This window comes from Micrococcus sp. H39-S4 (genome assembly GCF_027158145.1).
GTDB lineage: Bacteria > Actinomycetota > Actinomycetes > Actinomycetales > Micrococcaceae > Micrococcus > Micrococcus luteus.
The window spans coordinates 132,688-148,232 of record NZ_JAPVLT010000004.1; the positions used below are offsets into that span (position 1 = coordinate 132,688).

Consider the following 15,545-nt stretch of genomic DNA (forward strand, 5'->3'; position numbering starts at 1 on the left):
CTGCCCGGCGGGGCGCAGACTCCCGTCCCCGACACGCTCAGGCGACGACGAGCACCGCCCGGTAGATGGCGACGGCGTGGCACACGAAGCCGGCCACCGTGAAGGCGTGGAACAGCTCGTGGAAGCCGAACCACTCGCGGTGGATCGTGGGGGCCTGCAGCGCGTAGCAGACCGCGCCCGTGATGTACGCGACGCCGCCGGCCACGATCAGCCACCCCGCCGCCGCATCCGCGGCGAAGAAGTCGCCCAGGTAGAGCAGCGCCGCCAGCCCGAGGGCCACGTACACCGGCGTGTAGAGCCAGCGCGGCGCGTCCGTCCACAGCACCCGGAACGCGACGCCGGCCACGGCCCCCACCCACACCAGGGTGAGCAGCACGCGCGCCCGGTCCGGAGCCAGCAGGGCCAGGGAGAGCGGCGTGTAGGTGCCGGCGATGACCAGCATGATGTTCGTGTGGTCCAACCGCTTGAGGACACGGGAGACCACCTCGTTCCACTGCACCAGGTGGTACGTCGCCGAGACCGCGAACAGCAGCAGGCCCGTCACGGCGTAGACCGCGCTGGCCCACCGCAGCGTCGCGGTCGGCGCGAGCACGATGAGCACGATGCCGGCCGCCAGCGTCAGCGGCGCCATGACCGCGTGGATCCAACCGCGCAGTCGGGGCTTGTACAGCGGATGGTCGGGGTCGCGGATGCGCTCGATGCGCCAGCGCAGGCGACGGGCGGCGTCGGTCTCGCGGAGGGGTGTCACAGGGTCCATGCCTCCATTGTCGTCGGTCGGCCCGGGGCCGGGGCACGGGATGGTCGCTGTGTGCCGCGCGCGTATCCTGGAGGCTCGCAGGACCGTCCGAGAGGGGAGCGCGCCGTGGGTCGACCCGAGGCCTTCTACCGCCTGTACGAGCGGCGGCTGACGCGCGGCCTGGACCCGGAGCGGCTGCCTCGGCACATCGGCGTGCTGGTGGACGGCAACCGTCGCTGGGCCCGCGCGTTCGGGGCGTCCACGCAGCAGGGTCACCAGGCCGGCGCCGAGCGCATCCTCGACTTCATCGGCTGGTGCGACGAGGCCGGCATCCCCGTGGTCACGCTCTACATGCTCTCCACCGAGAACCTGCGGCGCCCGGCGGAGGAGCTCGCCCCGCTCCTGGAGATCATCCAGACGACGGCGGAGCGCCTCGCCCAGCCGGCCGAGGGCCGTGCCCCCGTGTGCGTGCAGCCGGTCGGCGCGGTGGACCTGCTCCCCGAGCCCATGGCGCGACGGCTCGCCGAGGTCGCCGAGCAGACCAAGGGCCACGACGGCGTGCACGTGAACGTCGCCGTGGGCTACGGGGGCCGCCAGGAGATCCTCGACGCCGTGCGCGAGCTGCTGCGGGACGAGCACGCCCTGGGCCACAGCGCGGCGGAGGTGGCCGAGTCCGTCACCGTCGAGCAGATCGCGGACCGGCTCTACACGCGCGGCCAGCCGGACCCGGACCTGGTCATCCGCACGTCCGGGGAGCAGCGGCTCTCCGGGTTCCTGCTCTGGCAGTCCGCGTACTCGGAGTTCTACTTCTGCGAGGCCATGTGGCCCGCGTTCCGCAAGGTCGACTTCCTGCGCGCCCTGCGCGACTACGGCAGCCGTCAGCGCCGGTTCGGCACCTGACGGTCGGCGCGGCCCCACCACAGGCCCAGCAGCACCCCGACGACGGCCCCGGCCAGGTGGCCGGTCCACGAGATGCCGGGTGCCGGCAGCAGGCCGATCAGGCTCGAGCCCAGGTGCGTGAGCGCGACGAGCACGGAGACGACGACCGCCCCGATCCGCCGCACCGCGACCCCGTAGACGATCAGGAACGCGATCAGCGCGTACACGATCCCGGAGGCGCCGATGTGCACGCCCGGGGTGCCGATCACCCAGGTCAGCAGGCCCGAGCCCAGCCAGGCGCAGACGAGCAGGGCCACCGGCCGGCGCGAGACCAGGGCGGCCAGCGGACCGAGGACGACCAGCGCCGTCGTGTTGCCGATCAAGTGGGCCCAGCCGGCGTGCAGCACGGGGGAGAACAGGACCCCGTCCAGGCCCTCGAGGCGTCGCGGGATCAGCCCCACGCCGGGGATGATCACCCGGCCGAGGAAGATCAGCACGAACTGCGCGACCCACATGGCCGCGATCAGCACGGCGGTGGGCGCGACGGCGCCCAGCAGGCGGCCGCCGGCGCGCTCGGCCAGGGTCGGGGCGGGGGCCGGGCCGCCCGGCAGATCGGGCAGGCCGGGGGACGGGCGGTGCATGCTCAAGGGCCCTCCTGGGGACGGGGAGCGGGCGGCCGTCGGGACGTCGGCGGCGCGTCTCCAGTGTAGAGAGCACTGGCCCTCGGGGACCGTGGCGGGGCCCGGACGGACCGTCACCGCGACTTCATCCCGGGTTCACCGTGCCGGGCCCCGGCGGACGACGCCGCTTCCTAGCGTGGCCCGTGGGCGGACCCCCGCCCACATGGTTCACCGGCACAGGAGGCAGACATGGTGGCAGAGCTCGTGGAGCACGCGCAGACCCGGCAGGAGCCGCCGAGCCGGCCGGGCCAGGCGCGCGCCGAGGCGGGGCCGGCGGAGGCGACCGGCCTGCGGACCTACGTGGTGGACACGTCCGTGCTGCTCTCGGACCCGCGCGCCCTGCTGCACTTCGCCGAGCACGAGGTGGTCCTGCCGCTCGTGGTGGTCTCGGAGCTCGAGGCCAAGCGCGCCGACCCCGACCTCGGCTACTACGCGCGCACGGCCCTGCGCCTGCTCGACGACCTGCGCGGCGGCCACGGCGCGCTGGACCAGCCCGTGCCGATCACCCCCGAGGGCGGCACGCTGCGGATCGAACTGAACCACGTATCCGTGGACGTGCTGCCCCTGGGCATCCGCGGCACGGACAACGACTCCCGCATCCTCGCCGTCGCGAAGGCGCTCGCGGACGAGGGCGCCACGGTCACGGTCGTGTCCAAGGACCTGCCGATGCGCGTGAAGGCGGCGGCCATGGGCCTCGCCGCGGACGAGTACCGCCACGAGCTCGTGCGTGACTCGGGCTGGCGCGGCACCGTCTCCCTCAGCGTGGCGCAGGAGCGGCTGGACGCCCTCTACGACGACGGCGCGGTCGACCTGGCCGGCGTCCCGCTGGGGACCCTGACCGGCACGGGCGTCGAGACCGGGCCGGAGGAGGCCCCGGCCGAGGCGGACCGCCTGCCGGTCAACACGGGGCTGGTGCTCACCGCGCCCCGGGGCTCCGCTCTGGCCCGGGTCGGCGAGGGCGGCCGAGCCTGCCTGGTGCGCGGGGACCGCGACGTGTTCGGCCTGCACGGCCGCTCCGCAGAGCAGCGGCTGGCCATCGAGCTGCTGACGGATCCGAGCGTGGGCATCGTCTCCCTCGGCGGCCGCGCGGGCACCGGCAAGTCCGCGCTGGCGCTGTGCGCGGGCCTCGACGCCGTGATGGAGCGCCGCGAGCACCGCAGGGTGGTCGTGTTCCGCCCGCTGTACGCCGTCGGCGGCCAGGACCTGGGCTACCTGCCCGGCTCCGAGGGCGACAAGATGGGCCCGTGGGCGCAGGCCGTGTTCGACACCCTGGGCGCGCTCGTCTCCCCGTCCGTGGTGGACGAGGTGGTGGACCGCGGGATGCTGGAGATCCTGCCGCTGACGCACATCCGCGGCCGCTCGCTGCACGATGCGTGGGTGATCGTGGACGAGGCGCAGTCGCTCGAGCGGAACGTGCTGCTCACGGTTCTGAGCCGGATGGGCCGCAACTCGAAGGTGGTGCTGACCCACGACGTCGCCCAGCGGGACAACCTGCGCGTGGGCCGGCACGACGGCATCGCGGCCGTGGTGGAGCGCCTCAAGGGCCACCCGCTGTTCGGACACGTGACGCTGACCCGTTCCGAGCGCTCGCCGATCGCCGCGCTGGTCACGGACCTGCTGGAGGAGGGCCGAGCCTGAGCCGGGCATGAAAAAGGGGCCGCTGCCGAAGCAGCGGCCCCCGGCGGGGGTGCTCGGCCCCGCGGAGGGGGGATGGGGGACCGAGGAAGCCCGCCACCATGGCCCCTTTGAAACGGGATTGAGGCCATGGGGTCTGTGTGAGCCCCGTACGTCCATGAGACGGCTGGAAGCTCGTGACTTCAGAGTAGACCCGTGCCCGGGGTCGTCGCAATGGGCGGCCCCGGTTGCGCTGTCGGCAGAACACCGGGTGGCCGGACCGTGAACGCGAGGTGGCCTGATCGCCTGTGGACGGCGGCCCGGCGGGTGCGCCGCCCGGCCTAGGCTGGGCGCATGAGCGGAGTGGGATGGGCGTGGACGCACGGCGCGCCGGCGACGGCGGTGCTGTGGACCCTGGGGCTGGCGTGGTTCGCGGTGTGCTCGGGCGTGCTCGTGCGCACGGACCTGCGGGAGCATCGGCTGTCGAACCGATGGACGCTGCGGCTGGCGCTGGGCGGGTTGGCGATGATGACCGGGGGAGCGCTGCTGGCGGGCCGGGGTGACCTGGCCCTCTGCAGCCTGCTGGGCGGTCTCGGCTACACCGTGGCGATGCTCGCGCTGCACGTGCTCAGCCGCGGCGGCCTCGGGATGGGGGACGTGAAGCTCGCCGGCGGCCTGGGCGTGTACACGGGGGTGCTCGGTCCGACGGCGGTGCTCGCCGCCGGGGTGGGCGCGATCCTGCTCGGCGGCGTCGTGGCGGGGCTGCTGGTCCTCGCGGGCCGGGCGACGGGGCGAACGGCGCTGCCGTTCGGGCCGGCGATGGTGGCGGCGGCCGCCGGAGTGCTGGTGCTGGCGTGAACGACGAGCGGCCGCCCTCCGCACGGGAGGACGGCCGCTCGGCGTCGTGGCCCGGGAGGCGGCGTCGCGCCGCTCACCGAATCCGCCGGATCACTCCGGGTGGGTCATGGACATGGTGTCCAGGGCCTTGTCCAGCTGCTCCTCGGTGATCTCGCCGCGCTCGACGTAGCCGAGGTCCACGACGGCCTCGCGCACGGTCATCTTGTTCGCGACGGCGTGCTTGGCGATCTTGGCGGCGGCCTCGTAGCCGATCACCTTGTTCAGCGGGGTCACGATGGACGGCGAGGCGCCGGCGAGGAAGGCGCAGCGCTCCTCGTTGGCCTCGATGCCGTCGATCATCTTGTCCGCCATGACGCGCGTCGTGTTGGCCAGCAGGCGGATGGACTCGAGCAGGTTGGCGGCCATCACGGGGATGCCCACGTTGAGCTCGAACGCGCCGTTGGTGGAGGACAGGGCGACGGTGGTGTCGTTGCCGATCACCTGGGCGCACACCATGATCGCGGCCTCGCAGATCACGGGGTTGACCTTGCCCGGCATGATCGAGGAGCCCGGCTGCAGGTCCGGGATGGCGATCTCGCCGAGGCCGGTGTTCGGGCCGGAGCCCATCCAGCGCAGGTCGTTGTTGATCTTCATGAGCGAGAACGCGATGTTCCGCAGCTGGCCGGAGGCCTCCACGAGGCCGTCACGGTTGGCCTGGGCCTCGAAGTGGTTGCGGGCCTCGGTCAGCGGCAGACCGGTCTCCTCGGCGAGCAGCTCGATCACGCGGGCGGAGAAGCCCTTCGGGGTGTTGATGCCGGTGCCCACGGCGGTGCCGCCGAGCGGGACCTCGGCCACGCGCGGCAGCGCGGACTGGATGCGCTCGATGCCGTAGCGGACCTGCGCGGCGTAGCCGCCGAACTCCTGGCCCAGGGTCACCGGAGTGGCGTCCATGAGGTGGGTGCGGCCGGACTTCACGACGCCGGCGAAGGCCTCCGCCTTCTTCTCGAGGGAGACGGCCAGGTGGTCCAGCGCCGGGACGAGGTCGTTCACGAGGGCGGCGGTGACGGCCACGTGCACGGAGGTCGGGAACACGTCGTTCGAGGACTGGGAGGCGTTGACGTGGTCGTTGGGGTGCACCTCGTCCTCGGAGCCGGCCTCCTTCAGTGCGCGGGTGGCGAGGGTGGCGAGCACCTCGTTGGTGTTCATGTTGGAGGAGGTGCCGGAGCCGGTCTGGAACACGTCGATCGGGTACTGGTCGTCGTGGTCGCCGGCGATGACCTGGTCCGCGGCGGCGACGATGGCGTCCGCGCGCTCCTGCGAGATGATGCCCAGCTCGGCGTTCGCCTTGGCCGCGGCCTTCTTGACCTGCGCGAGGGCGTGGATGTGGGCGGGCTCGAGGCCCTTGCCGGAGATCGGGAAGTTCTCCACGGCGCGCTGGGTCTGTGCACGGTAGAGCGCGTTCACCGGCACCTTCACCTCGCCCATGGTGTCGTGCTCGATGCGGAACTGCTGATCGGTGTTCTCTGCGGTCATGGTCACATCCTAGGACGGCGTGGGCGCCCGGTGCCGCACCGGACGCCCGACGTCGTCAGACCGCCAGGTCGCCGTGCACGCGGCCCGGTCGCGCGGTGCCCTCGGACAGCGAGTAGGTGAGCCCGACGACGGCGGTGCGCCCGGACTCGACGGCCGCGCGGACGGACTGCGAGGTCTCCAGGAGGTGGTCGCAGGTCTGGTCCACGTGCTCGGCCACGAACTCGTCGACCTCCTCCAGCCCGCGGCGACGCCCGGCCAGCACGGACGGGATGATGCGCTCCACGAGGGGGCGCACGAAGCCGCGCGGCATGGTGCCGGAGATGTAGGACTCGACCGTCGCCGTGACGGCGCCGCACGAGTTGTGGCCCAGGACGATGACGAGCGGGATCTCCAGCACGTCCACGCCGTACTCGATGGAGCCCAGCACGGCGTCGTCGATCACGTGGCCGGCCGTGCGCACCACGAACACGTCGCCGAGGCCCAGGTCGAAGATGATCTCGGCCGCCAGGCGCGAGTCGGCGCAGCCGAAGATCACGGCGACCGGGGCCTGGCCGGCCGTCAGCCCGCTGCGGCGCTCGGCGTTCTGGTTCGGGTGGCTCGGCTCGCCCGCCACGAAGCGGCGGTTGCCCTCGACGAGGACCTCCCACGCCTCGGCGGGGGTCAGGTCGGAGGTGGGGACGACGACGTCGGGGGCCGGCGTCGTCTCGGGGCGGGTGTGGGGGGTCATCGGGTCTCCTTCGCGACGCCGTGCGCCAGGTCTTCGAGGACGGCGCGGTCGCCGGTGGTGGTCAGCACCACGGTGCTGCCGTCCACCTCCGCCACGAGCCGTCGCTCCGGTTTCTTCGGATCGGCGTGGAGGTCCCACGCGATCCCGTCGATCTCGATCGTCTCCGACGTCGGGACCTGGTCCACCCGCAGGCTCACCCAGGTGGGGTCGACGTCCTCGGCCTGCTGCAGGCCCGCGAACACCGTGTCCGTGACCACCCAGCCGACGTCCCACGTGGAGACGCCGTCCAGCTTCTGCAGGCGGGCGTAGTTGGCGTACCAGGACTCCGGTACCTCGGGCGCCAGGGCCGGCAGGTCGCCGTCGTCGTGGGGGATCGTGGCGGCCTCGGCGGCGACGTCGACGCGGTCCTCACGGGGCCGCTGCGGCGGCTCCGGGTTGAGCAGGAGGACCACGGCCACGATCGCCAGCAGAGCCGCCAGGGAGAGCACCATGGCCATCCACGGCTGCCGGGCCCGCTGCGCCTGCGTGGCGGTCAGGACGGGACGGGGGGCGGGGGCGTGGGGGTCGGCGGAGCTCACGGTCAGCATTGTGCCACCCGTGGGAGGCCACCCCCGTAGGATGAGGACCGGGGCAGAGCCGCCCTCACGCCCCGTCCCGTGCGGACGGAGCGCCGCGAGCAAGGATCGGAGCAGCGATGACCAGCGCGTCCTCGGAGAAGACCGGCTACGAGAATCACGTCCCGGACCGCAACCTGGCCATGGAGTTGGTGCGGGTGACCGAGGCGGCGGCCATCGCCGCGAGCCCCTGGGTGGGCTACGGGGACAAGAACAAGGCGGACGGCGCCGCGGTGGACGCGATGCGCGCGTTCATGGACACCGTGGCCATGGACGGCACCGTGGTGATCGGCGAGGGCGAGAAGGACGAGGCCCCCATGCTGTTCAACGGCGAGCAGGTCGGCGACGGCTCCGGCGCCGCCGTGGACGTGGCCGTGGACCCGATCGACGGCACCCGCCTGACCGCCATGGGCTACAACAACGCGCTCTCCGTCTTCGCGGTGGCCGAGCGCGGCACCATGTTCGACCCGTCGGCCGTGTTCTACATGGACAAGCTCGTGGTGGGCCCCGAGGCCGCCGACTTCGTGGATATGCGCCTGCCGGTGAAGCAGAACGTGAACCTCGTGGCCAAGGCCCTGGACAAGCCCGTCTCCCAGGTGACCGTGTGCGTGCTGGACCGTCCCCGCCACGAGGGCCTGGTCAAGGAGATCCGCCAGGCCGGCGCCCGCGTGAAGTTCATCCTGGACGGCGACGTCGCCGGCGCCATCGCCGCCGCCCGCCCGGGCACCGGCGTGGACATGATGATGGGCATCGGCGGCACCCCCGAGGGCATCGTCACCGCGTGCGCGATCAAGGCCACCGGCGGCATCATCCAGGGTCGCCTGGCCCCCACCGACGACGCCGAGAAGCAGAAGGCCCTCGACGCCGGCCTCGACCTCGACGCGGTGCTGACCACGAACGAGCTGGTCACCTCCGACCACTGCTACTTCGCGGCCACCGGCATCACCGACGGCGACCTGCTGCGTGGTGTGCGCTTCGCCGACGGCCGCGTGCACACGCAGTCCATCGTGATGCGCTCGTCGTCCGGCACGGTCCGCACCGTGGACGCCGAGCACGACGTGAAGAAGTGGTCCAAGTGGCTGGGGGACCGCGACGCCCGCTGAGCCCGCGGGCCGGTCTGCCGGGCTCAGCCCCGCGGCAGGCCGGCCACGTGCACCGTCGCCGGGGCGCCGGCCGCGGCGCGGACGGCCAGCGGGCCGGACGCCGTCTCCGCGGCGGGCAGGAACACGGCCTCGCCCGGGCCCAGCTCGATCTCCTGGCCTGCCAGGGCCAGGCTCGCCGTGCCGCGGGTGACCACCGCGATCCCGGGCCCGTGCACGTCGAGCCCGTGGACAGCGTCGTCCTCGAGGGTGGCCTGGAGCAGCTCGAACTCCTCGAACGGCGGGCGGAAGGCCACCACGGAGTCGGCCACGCGCTCGGGCTCGGTGGAGGGCACCGGCAGCGCCTCGAAGGTGACCACGCGGCGCAGCTCGGGCACGTCCACGTGCTTCGGGGTGAGCCCGCCGCGCAGCACGTTGTCCGAGGCGGCCATGACCTCCACGCCCAGCCCGTGCAGGTACGCGTGCACGTTGCCGGCGGGCAGATGGATGGCCTGACCCGGGGCCAGGTCCACGCGGTTGAGCAGGATGGCCACCACCACGCCGGGGTCGTCCGGGTGGTGCTGGGCGACCTCGAGGGCCGTGGCCAGCGAGGGGTCGCGCTCGGCCAGGTCCGGCGCGGCCCGCAGCACGTCCACGACCTGCGCGACGGCGCCGGGGGAGCCCCACACGGAGTCGGGGTCGAGGATCGAGGTGAACGCGTCCTCGAGGTCGCCGGCGGCGAGGGTCTGGCTGATCCGGGCGGCGGCGATGGCGACGGCGGACGTGTCCCCGTCCGCCCGCTCCGTGAGGGCACGGGCCAGGGCCTCGAAGCTGTCCGAGGAGACCTCGGGGGAGCGGAAGCCGCACATCGCCGAGAAGGGGGTCAGCGCGAGCAGCATCTCCGGCTTGTGGTTCGCGTCCTTGTAGTTGCGCTCCGGGGCGTCGACCGGCACGCCGGCGGCCTCCTCCGCGGCGAAGCCCGCGCGGGCCTGCTCCAGGGTGGGGTGCGCCTGGATGGACAGCGGGGCGCCCGCGGCGAGCAGCTTCATGAGGAAGGGCAGACGGCCCTCCGGTGCGGCGGGCCCGAGGCAGTGCTCGGGGTCCCCGGCCACCACCTCGTCCAGGCCGACGTGGGCGCCGTCCGCCACGACGGCGACGCACGGGGCGCCCGGATGGTCGCCCAGCCACAGCTCGGCCTCGGGGCGGCCGGTGGGCTCGCGTCCCTGCAGGTCGGCGAGGAGCGTGGGGGAGCCCCAGGCGTAGTCACGGATCACGGGCTTCAGGACGTGCATGCGCCCAGCCTAGGTCAGCCCGTCGGCCCGCGCGCCGCGCCTCACGGGGCGGGGATGCACAGCCCGTTGGTCGAGGACGCGTGGTTCAGCACGTCCTCCTGGCCCAGGTCCTCGGCCGTCATCAGGTCCTCGGCGGTGAAGGGCTCGCCGTCGGTGCGGGTCGGCGGGGCCGGCCACGTGGCCGGGTCGTCCTCGTCGACGTCGGGGGCCTGCGTCTCCTGCGCGACGACGGCCAGCACGGTGAGCAGCGGCGTCGTCGAGACCCCGGTCGGCTCCGATCCGGCGGTCGGGGACTCGGCGGCCAGCATCTCGTCCACGCGGCGGTGGACGAGGTCGTAGTCGGGGTAGGTGGTGAAGTGGGTGCCCGTGTCGCCGAAGTCGGGCGGGCCGATGGTCAGCCGCCGCATCTTCTGGCCGCGCGAGCGCTCGGCGAGGTCCGCGAACGTGCCGAGCTGGGACTGCGGCAGGTCGGTGGTCACGATCTGCTGGCCCGCCGCGAGGATCCCCTCGAAGCGGGTGAGCACGGTGGCGGGGCTGAACTGCTCCAGCATCGCCGCCTGCATGCACTGCTGCCGGCGGATGCGGGCGTAGTCGGTGGACCAGTGCCGGGAGCGGGCGAAGGCGAGCGCGTCGTCGCCGTTGAAGTGGTGGGTGCCCGGCTCCCACCAGATGTTGCCCCAGGCGCCGTCGGGCCGGACGCCGCGGTGCACCACGTAGCCGCCGCTGACGACGTCCACCCCGCCCATGGCGTCGATCAGCTGGGCGAAGCCGCCCATGTCCATGAGGGCGTAGCCGGAGACGTCCAGGCCGAGGATGCCGCCGGCGGCGTCCTTCATGGCCTCGGCGCCGGGGTGTTCGGCGTCCGGGTAGAGGTCTGCGTGATGCTCCTCCACGTCCGTGTAGAGGGCGTTGAGGATGCACTCGTCGCCGCAGTCGAAGCCGTTGGGGTACACGTCCCACAGCGGGGAGCCCTCGACGAACGGCGCGTTCTGGAGATTGCGGGGCAGGGAGAACATCACGATGGCGCCGGTGCGGGCGTCCACGGAGACCACGTGCATGGAGTCCGGGCGCAGCCCCTGGCGGCCCTCGCCGGCGTCCGCGCCCAGGACCAGGATGTTGTAGCGGCCCTCGGCCTCCGGGACGGCCGGCCCCTCCTGGAAGACCTCGCCGAGCGCCCCGCGGCTCGTGTTCGCCGCCCAGCCGCCGTAGAGCAGGGCGCCGCTGGTGAGCACGAGCGCGAGCGCGGTGACCGCCGCCGTGATCTTCCGCGCGCCGGGGGCGAGCAGGTGCGGCCGGATCAGCCGGAACGTGTCCACCCACAGCACCGCCCAGCCCACCGCCAGCGCCGCCAGGACCACCGCCAGCCCGAGCAGCACGCCGTCCCGGGCCATGAGCGAGATCAGGCTCGCGCGGGAGACCAGCCACCACAGCAGCCCGAGGATCAGCACGGCCCACACGGTGACGGTGACCCGCAGCGCCACGCGGCCGAGCCGGCGGCTGCCGGCCACGAGCTGGGCGCCGCCGGGGACCAGCAGGGTCAGGGCGGTGAGGATCAGCGCCCGGCGGGTGCGCTCGGTGGGGGAGGCGACGCGTGGATCTCGGAGCGGGTCGGGCTGCGCGTGACCGGCGGGCACGGATCCGGTGGCGGGCGACATCAGCGGTCGGCGGCCATCCGCTCGCGCAGGCGGGCCCCCTTGGCCCGGGCCTGGGCGTTGAGCTCGTCGGCGTGCTCGGCGAGGGCGGCGCGCAGGCGGTCGCCCTCCGCGGTGTCGGCCGAGGCGAGGATGCGGGCGGCCAGCAGGCCGGCGTTGCGGGCGCCGTCGATGGAGACGGTGGCCACCGGCACGCCGGCGGGCATCTGGACGATCGAGAGCAGGGAGTCCATCCCGTCCAGGCTCTTGAGCTTCACGGGCACGCCGATCACGGGCAGGGGGGTGACGGCGGCGAGCATCCCGGGCAAGTGCGCCGCGCCGCCCGCGCCGGCCACGATCACGCGGATGCCGCGCTCGTGCGCGCGGGCGCCGAACTCCACCATCTCGTGGGGCATGCGGTGCGCGGAGACCACGCCGACCTCGACGGGCACGTCGAGCTCGCGCAGGGCCTCGGCGGCCGCGCTCATCACGGGCCAGTCGGAGTCGGAGCCCATCACGACGGAGACGACCGGGGCGTCGTCCTGCAGGGGCTGGGCGGGGGACTGGGGCGTGGCGGTCATGGGCGGGCCTCCGTCTCGGTGCCGGTGGTGGGGGCGTCGTCGCGCAGCAGTGCGGCGGCGGACTCGGCGGTCCGCACGGCCTCCTCGAGGCTGAGGCCGTGGTCCGCGACGACGTTGACGTGACCGACCTTGCGGCCCGGGCGCACGTCCTTGCCGTAGAGGTGGACCTTGGCCTGCGGGTGGGCGGCGAGGGCCGCGACGCTGCCGGCGTGCAGGTCCTCGCGGGCGCCGCCGAGGACGTTCTTCATCACGACGCCGGCCCCGCGGGGGGCCGTCTCGCCCAGCGGCAGGTCGAGCACGGCGCGGACGTGCTGCTCGAACTGGCCGGTGACGGCGCCGTCCATGGACCAGTGGCCGGAGTTGTGGGGGCGCATGGCCAGCTCGTTCACCTGGAAGCCCGGGCCGACCCCCGGCGTCTCGAACAGCTCGACCGCGAGCATGCCGGTGACGTCCAGCTCCTCGGCGAGGCGGACGGCCGCGGCGGTCGCGGCCGCGGCGACGGCCGGGTCGAGGTCCTGGGCCGGGGCGACCACGAGGTCGCACACGCCGGCCACCTGGACCGAGTCGACGACGGGGTAGACGGCCACCTCACCGGAGGGGGTGCGCGCCACCTGCGCGGAGAGCTCACGGGAGAAGGGGACGAGGGCCTCGGCCAGCAGCGGGGCGATGCCGGCGCCGAGCCACGCGGCCAGGGTGCCGTCCGCGGCGGAGGTGCGGGCGTCGTCGGCGTCGTCGAGCTTGAGCACGCCCTTGCCGTCGTAGCCGCCGCGGGCGGTCTTGAGGATCATGGGCCAGCCGTGCTCGTCGCCGAAGGCGAGGACGGCCTCGAGGTCGTCGACCGGCGCCCACGCCGGGTTCGGCAGGCCCAGCCGCTCGACGGCGGCGCGCATGACCAGCTTGTCCTGGGCGTGCTGCAGCGCCTCGGGGCCGGGGCGCACGGCGACGCCGGCCTCCTGCAGGGCCCGCAGGTGCTCGGTGGGCACGTGCTCGTGGTCGAAGGTGACCACGTCCACCGTGGCCGCGAACGCGCGCAGGTCCGCCAGGTCCGCGTGGTCGCCGACCACGTGGGGGGCGACCTGGGCCGCTGACGCGTCCGGGGCCTCCGCGAGCACGCGGAAGGGCACGCCGAGCTCCGCGGCCGCGCCCGCCATCATGCGGGCCAGCTGCCCGCCACCGATCACACCGAGTCGAGGGGAAGTCACCCGCACAGGGTAGTCGGACCGGCTGAGAACTCCGTCACGGAGGGGCGGCCGACGCCGGATCCGAGGAGGTCGCGCGCCGGGGGCGCGGCTACAGTGTTCCCCAGCCCTGCGCGGGTCCGGCCCGCGTGCACACCCCCGTCCCGAACCGAGGAGTCCACGCCCATGCTGTCCGATCTCTGGGGCCGCCTGACCGGGATGGCCTCCCTGCTGTGGCGGGAGGTGGCCAAGTTCGGCACCGTCGGTGCGGCCGCGTTCGTGGTGGACTCGCTCGTCTTCTGGTGGATGATGACCGGCCCGCTCGAGGGGTCCAACGTCAAGGCCAAGATCGTGGGCGGCGTCGTCGCCACCCTGTTCAGCTGGGTCGCCAACCGCTACTGGACGTTCCGGGACAAGCGCTCCTCGAACAAGACGCGCGAGCTCGTGATGTTCCTGATCATGAACGCGATCGGGCTGGGCATCCAGGCCGGCTGCGTGGCGATCGCGCAGTACCTGCTGGGCGTGACCGACCCGACCGGCCTGTTCATCGCCGGCAACGTGATCGGCCTGTTCTTCGGCACCGTGTTCCGCTACTTCGCCTACCGGTTCTGGGTGTTCAAGGAGAAGCTGGACGTGGAGCCCGGCTTCGCCAACGACCTCGCGATCATCACCGGCCAGATGCCCGTGCTGCGCGAGGACCAGCTGCCTCCGCACGGCCGGCACGAGGCCCGGGGCCGGCCCGCCGAGCGCGGGCATCGGGCCGACGGTCCGGCCCGGCACCGCGCCCCCGACGCCGGGGTCTGAGCGTCCCCGCCTGACCCCACCGCCCCGTCAGGGGCGCACGGTCACCGCCCGGCCCGCGTCCCACGCCTCCAGCGCGGCCCGCACTCCCGCCCACGTCAGGCGGGGGCGCGGGCCGTCGTCGTCCGGGGCGACGTCGGCCCCGGCCGGGATCGACGCGGGCCGCACGTGGTCCACGGGGCCGGGCAGGGCATCCGGCTGGGCGCGGATCTCGGCGGCCACGTCCACGACGGCCGGGTCGGCGGCCGGGCCGTCGAACTCGGGCTCGAGGCCGCGCGGCAGGGCCACGGCGAACACGGCCGCGGACGGGTCCGGCCACGCCTCGGGCCGGTCCGTGAGGACGGCGGCGGGGGAGTCACCCTCGAGGGCGGGCTCGGCCTCGGCGCAGAGCACGCCGAGGGCGAGGGCGTGGGAGAGCCAGTGGACGGGCAGGTCCAGGGCGACGGCGTCGCCCGCGCCGATGCCCTCGGCGCCGAGCAGGCCCGCGAACTTGGCGGCCCAGTTCACGGTCACGCGGCCCGAGAGCTCGATGCGCTGGTCCACCGCGCCGGGTTCGTCCGGGGCCCCCGGCTCCTGGACGAGCGCGGGCCGCGGGGAGGAGGCGAGGCGGAGCACGAGGGGGCCGATGGACCGGGGTGCGGAGAGGGAGACCATGGGCCCAGTGTGGCACCCGTTCGGTTTGACTCGGCATGAATCACACCGATGTAATGAACCCGGGCCAACGGTCCCGGCAGGAGGGGCCCGCCGGCTTGCCCGGCACCCGCGCGGACCGCACGATCACCCGGCCCACACCGCCACGTCGATCCCGGGAAGAGGCGTCACACATGGAGCAGACCCCGCGAGTCGAGGACGCGCACCGCGCCGATCCCGCGCAGGCGCCGGCGCCTCGTCCGCGGAGCGTCCCCAGCGACTGGTTCCTCGACCCCGCCGACCCGCAGGCCGGCGTCCCGGGCGCGAGCCTCGAGGACCAGGCGACCGCCTTCCTCACCGCCCACGACCTCGACGACGAGACCGGCACCCCGGCCGCCACCGTCACCGCCCTCTTCCCCGGCGACGAGCGTCCGGTCGAGGCCGTGCCCGTCTCCCAGGACTGGGCCGCGATCCCGGGCGTGACCACCGAGCCCGTCGAGGGCGAGCTGGCCTGGCAGGCGGACGCCCTGTGCGCGCAGACGGACCCCGAGGCGTTCTTCCCGGAGAAGGGCGGCTCCACGCGGGACGCCAAGCGCGTGTGCGAGGCCTGCACCGTCAAGGACGCGTGCCTGGAGTACGCCATGGCGAACGACGAGCGCTTCGGCATCTGGGGCGGGCTCTCCGAGCGCGAGCGTCGCCGCCTGCGCCGCGCCCGCGCCTGACGCACGGCGCC

Annotated in this window: 16 protein-coding genes; 6 read left to right on the forward strand and 10 right to left on the reverse strand. The window is 73.9% G+C overall.

Going from position 1 to position 15,545, the window contains the following annotated elements; translation table 11 throughout:
• Positions 1–37: 37 nt before the first annotated feature.
• On the reverse strand, positions 38–757 hold the full coding sequence (trhA, locus tag O3T09_RS05690) for a PAQR family membrane homeostasis protein TrhA (RefSeq protein WP_078025759.1): 720 nt from the start codon (positions 755–757) through the stop codon (positions 38–40).
• 105 nt (positions 758–862) lie between these two features.
• Between trhA and O3T09_RS05695 the strand changes: the two genes are divergently transcribed.
• Positions 863–1,636, forward strand: coding sequence for an isoprenyl transferase (locus tag O3T09_RS05695; protein WP_041105013.1), 774 nt, complete (start codon positions 863–865; stop codon positions 1,634–1,636).
• Here O3T09_RS05695 and O3T09_RS05700 read toward each other — a convergent pair.
• Entirely contained in the window at positions 1,615–2,256 is a 642-nt protein-coding gene (locus O3T09_RS05700) for a rhomboid family intramembrane serine protease (protein ID WP_260840436.1), read from the reverse strand. The genes O3T09_RS05695 and O3T09_RS05700 overlap by 22 nt on opposite strands.
• 228 nt (positions 2,257–2,484) lie before the next feature.
• Here O3T09_RS05700 and O3T09_RS05705 point away from each other — a divergent pair, with 228 nt between their 5' ends.
• Positions 2,485–3,933: a PhoH family protein gene (locus tag O3T09_RS05705; protein ID WP_119217512.1), complete on the forward strand. Its 1,449-nt coding sequence runs from the start codon at positions 2,485–2,487 to the stop codon at positions 3,931–3,933.
• 330 nt (positions 3,934–4,263) lie between these two features.
• Positions 4,264–4,767, forward strand: coding sequence for a prepilin peptidase (locus tag O3T09_RS05710; protein WP_036316321.1), 504 nt, complete (start codon positions 4,264–4,266; stop codon positions 4,765–4,767).
• 90 nt (positions 4,768–4,857) lie between these two features.
• Here O3T09_RS05710 and O3T09_RS05715 read toward each other — a convergent pair whose 3' ends face one another.
• The 3 genes from O3T09_RS05715 to O3T09_RS05725 are packed head-to-tail and all read right to left on the reverse strand — an operon-like array spanning position 4,858 to position 7,593.
• Positions 4,858–6,279 (reverse strand): class II fumarate hydratase, encoded by a 1,422-nt coding sequence (locus O3T09_RS05715; protein WP_044659622.1) that lies wholly within the window; start codon positions 6,277–6,279, stop codon positions 4,858–4,860.
• Positions 6,280–6,334: 55 nt separating this feature from the next.
• Positions 6,335–7,006 (reverse strand): carbonic anhydrase, encoded by a 672-nt coding sequence (locus tag O3T09_RS05720; RefSeq protein WP_049147417.1) that lies wholly within the window; start codon positions 7,004–7,006, stop codon positions 6,335–6,337.
• Positions 7,003–7,593, reverse strand: coding sequence for a DUF4245 domain-containing protein (locus O3T09_RS05725; protein WP_061866912.1), 591 nt, complete (start codon positions 7,591–7,593; stop codon positions 7,003–7,005). Before O3T09_RS05725 ends, O3T09_RS05720 begins: the two co-directional genes overlap by 4 nt.
• A 107-nt stretch (positions 7,594–7,700) precedes the next feature.
• Here O3T09_RS05725 and glpX point away from each other — a divergent pair, with 107 nt between their 5' ends.
• Positions 7,701–8,723 carry a class II fructose-bisphosphatase gene (glpX, locus tag O3T09_RS05730; protein ID WP_010079310.1) on the forward strand — a complete coding sequence of 341 codons (1,023 nt, stop codon included), beginning with the start codon at positions 7,701–7,703 and terminating at the stop codon, positions 8,721–8,723.
• A gap of 23 nt (positions 8,724–8,746) precedes the next feature.
• On the opposite strand, the gene manA is transcribed toward glpX, so the two are convergent.
• From manA to O3T09_RS05750, 4 genes are read right to left on the reverse strand one after another with little or no spacing between them, the layout of a single operon-like run.
• Positions 8,747–9,991, reverse strand: coding sequence for a mannose-6-phosphate isomerase, class I (manA, locus tag O3T09_RS05735; RefSeq protein WP_269295423.1), 1,245 nt, complete (start codon positions 9,989–9,991; stop codon positions 8,747–8,749).
• Between the two features lie 41 nt (positions 9,992–10,032).
• Positions 10,033–11,646, reverse strand: a complete 1,614-nt coding sequence (locus O3T09_RS05740) for an LCP family protein (RefSeq protein ID WP_441338887.1) — start codon at positions 11,644–11,646, stop codon at positions 10,033–10,035.
• On the reverse strand, positions 11,646–12,203 hold the full coding sequence (gene purE / locus O3T09_RS05745) for a 5-(carboxyamino)imidazole ribonucleotide mutase (RefSeq protein WP_049147836.1): 558 nt from the start codon (positions 12,201–12,203) through the stop codon (positions 11,646–11,648). Before purE ends, O3T09_RS05740 begins: the two co-directional genes overlap by 1 nt.
• Entirely contained in the window at positions 12,200–13,405 is a 1,206-nt protein-coding gene (locus O3T09_RS05750) for a 5-(carboxyamino)imidazole ribonucleotide synthase (RefSeq protein WP_144820049.1), read from the reverse strand. The genes purE and O3T09_RS05750 overlap by 4 nt, the downstream gene beginning before the upstream one ends.
• Before the next feature lie 162 nt (positions 13,406–13,567).
• On the opposite strand from O3T09_RS05750, the gene O3T09_RS05755 reads away from it, so the two are divergent.
• Complete coding sequence (locus O3T09_RS05755) at positions 13,568–14,185, forward strand: GtrA family protein (protein ID WP_269295425.1); 618 nt, start codon at positions 13,568–13,570, stop codon at positions 14,183–14,185.
• A 27-nt stretch (positions 14,186–14,212) separates the two neighbouring features.
• Here O3T09_RS05755 and O3T09_RS05760 read toward each other — a convergent pair whose 3' ends face one another.
• Complete coding sequence (locus O3T09_RS05760; RefSeq protein ID WP_269295426.1) at positions 14,213–14,836, reverse strand: hypothetical protein; 624 nt, start codon at positions 14,834–14,836, stop codon at positions 14,213–14,215.
• Positions 14,837–15,006: 170 nt separating this feature from the next.
• On the opposite strand from O3T09_RS05760, the gene O3T09_RS05765 reads away from it, so the two are divergent.
• On the forward strand, positions 15,007–15,534 hold the full coding sequence (locus O3T09_RS05765; RefSeq protein WP_269295427.1) for a WhiB family transcriptional regulator: 528 nt from the start codon (positions 15,007–15,009) through the stop codon (positions 15,532–15,534).
• Positions 15,535–15,545 lie beyond the last annotated feature (11 nt).

Excerpts from the sequence above, each read along its gene's own strand:
- O3T09_RS05715 (WP_044659622.1), bottom strand. The coding sequence starts at position 6,279 with ATGACCGCAGAGAACACCGATCAGCAGTTCCGCATCGAGCACGACACC.
- manA (WP_269295423.1), bottom strand. The coding sequence starts at position 9,991 with ATGCACGTCCTGAAGCCCGTGATCCGTGACTACGCCTGGGGCTCCCCC.
- O3T09_RS05725 (WP_061866912.1), bottom strand. The coding sequence starts at position 7,593 with ATGCTGACCGTGAGCTCCGCCGACCCCCACGCCCCCGCCCCCCGTCCC.
- O3T09_RS05755 (WP_269295425.1), top strand. The coding sequence starts at position 13,568 with ATGCTGTCCGATCTCTGGGGCCGCCTGACCGGGATGGCCTCCCTGCTG.
- O3T09_RS05710 (WP_036316321.1), top strand. The coding sequence starts at position 4,264 with ATGAGCGGAGTGGGATGGGCGTGGACGCACGGCGCGCCGGCGACGGCG.
- O3T09_RS05740 (WP_441338887.1), bottom strand. The coding sequence starts at position 11,646 with ATGTCGCCCGCCACCGGATCCGTGCCCGCCGGTCACGCGCAGCCCGAC.
- O3T09_RS05760 (WP_269295426.1), bottom strand. The coding sequence starts at position 14,836 with ATGGTCTCCCTCTCCGCACCCCGGTCCATCGGCCCCCTCGTGCTCCGC.
- O3T09_RS05765 (WP_269295427.1), top strand. The coding sequence starts at position 15,007 with ATGGAGCAGACCCCGCGAGTCGAGGACGCGCACCGCGCCGATCCCGCG.
- O3T09_RS05705 (WP_119217512.1), top strand. The coding sequence starts at position 2,485 with ATGGTGGCAGAGCTCGTGGAGCACGCGCAGACCCGGCAGGAGCCGCCG.
- glpX (WP_010079310.1), top strand. The coding sequence starts at position 7,701 with ATGACCAGCGCGTCCTCGGAGAAGACCGGCTACGAGAATCACGTCCCG.
- trhA (WP_078025759.1), bottom strand. The coding sequence starts at position 757 with ATGGACCCTGTGACACCCCTCCGCGAGACCGACGCCGCCCGTCGCCTG.
- O3T09_RS05720 (WP_049147417.1), bottom strand. The coding sequence starts at position 7,006 with ATGACCCCCCACACCCGCCCCGAGACGACGCCGGCCCCCGACGTCGTC.
- O3T09_RS05700 (WP_260840436.1), bottom strand. The coding sequence starts at position 2,256 with ATGCACCGCCCGTCCCCCGGCCTGCCCGATCTGCCGGGCGGCCCGGCC.
- purE (WP_049147836.1), bottom strand. The coding sequence starts at position 12,203 with ATGACCGCCACGCCCCAGTCCCCCGCCCAGCCCCTGCAGGACGACGCC.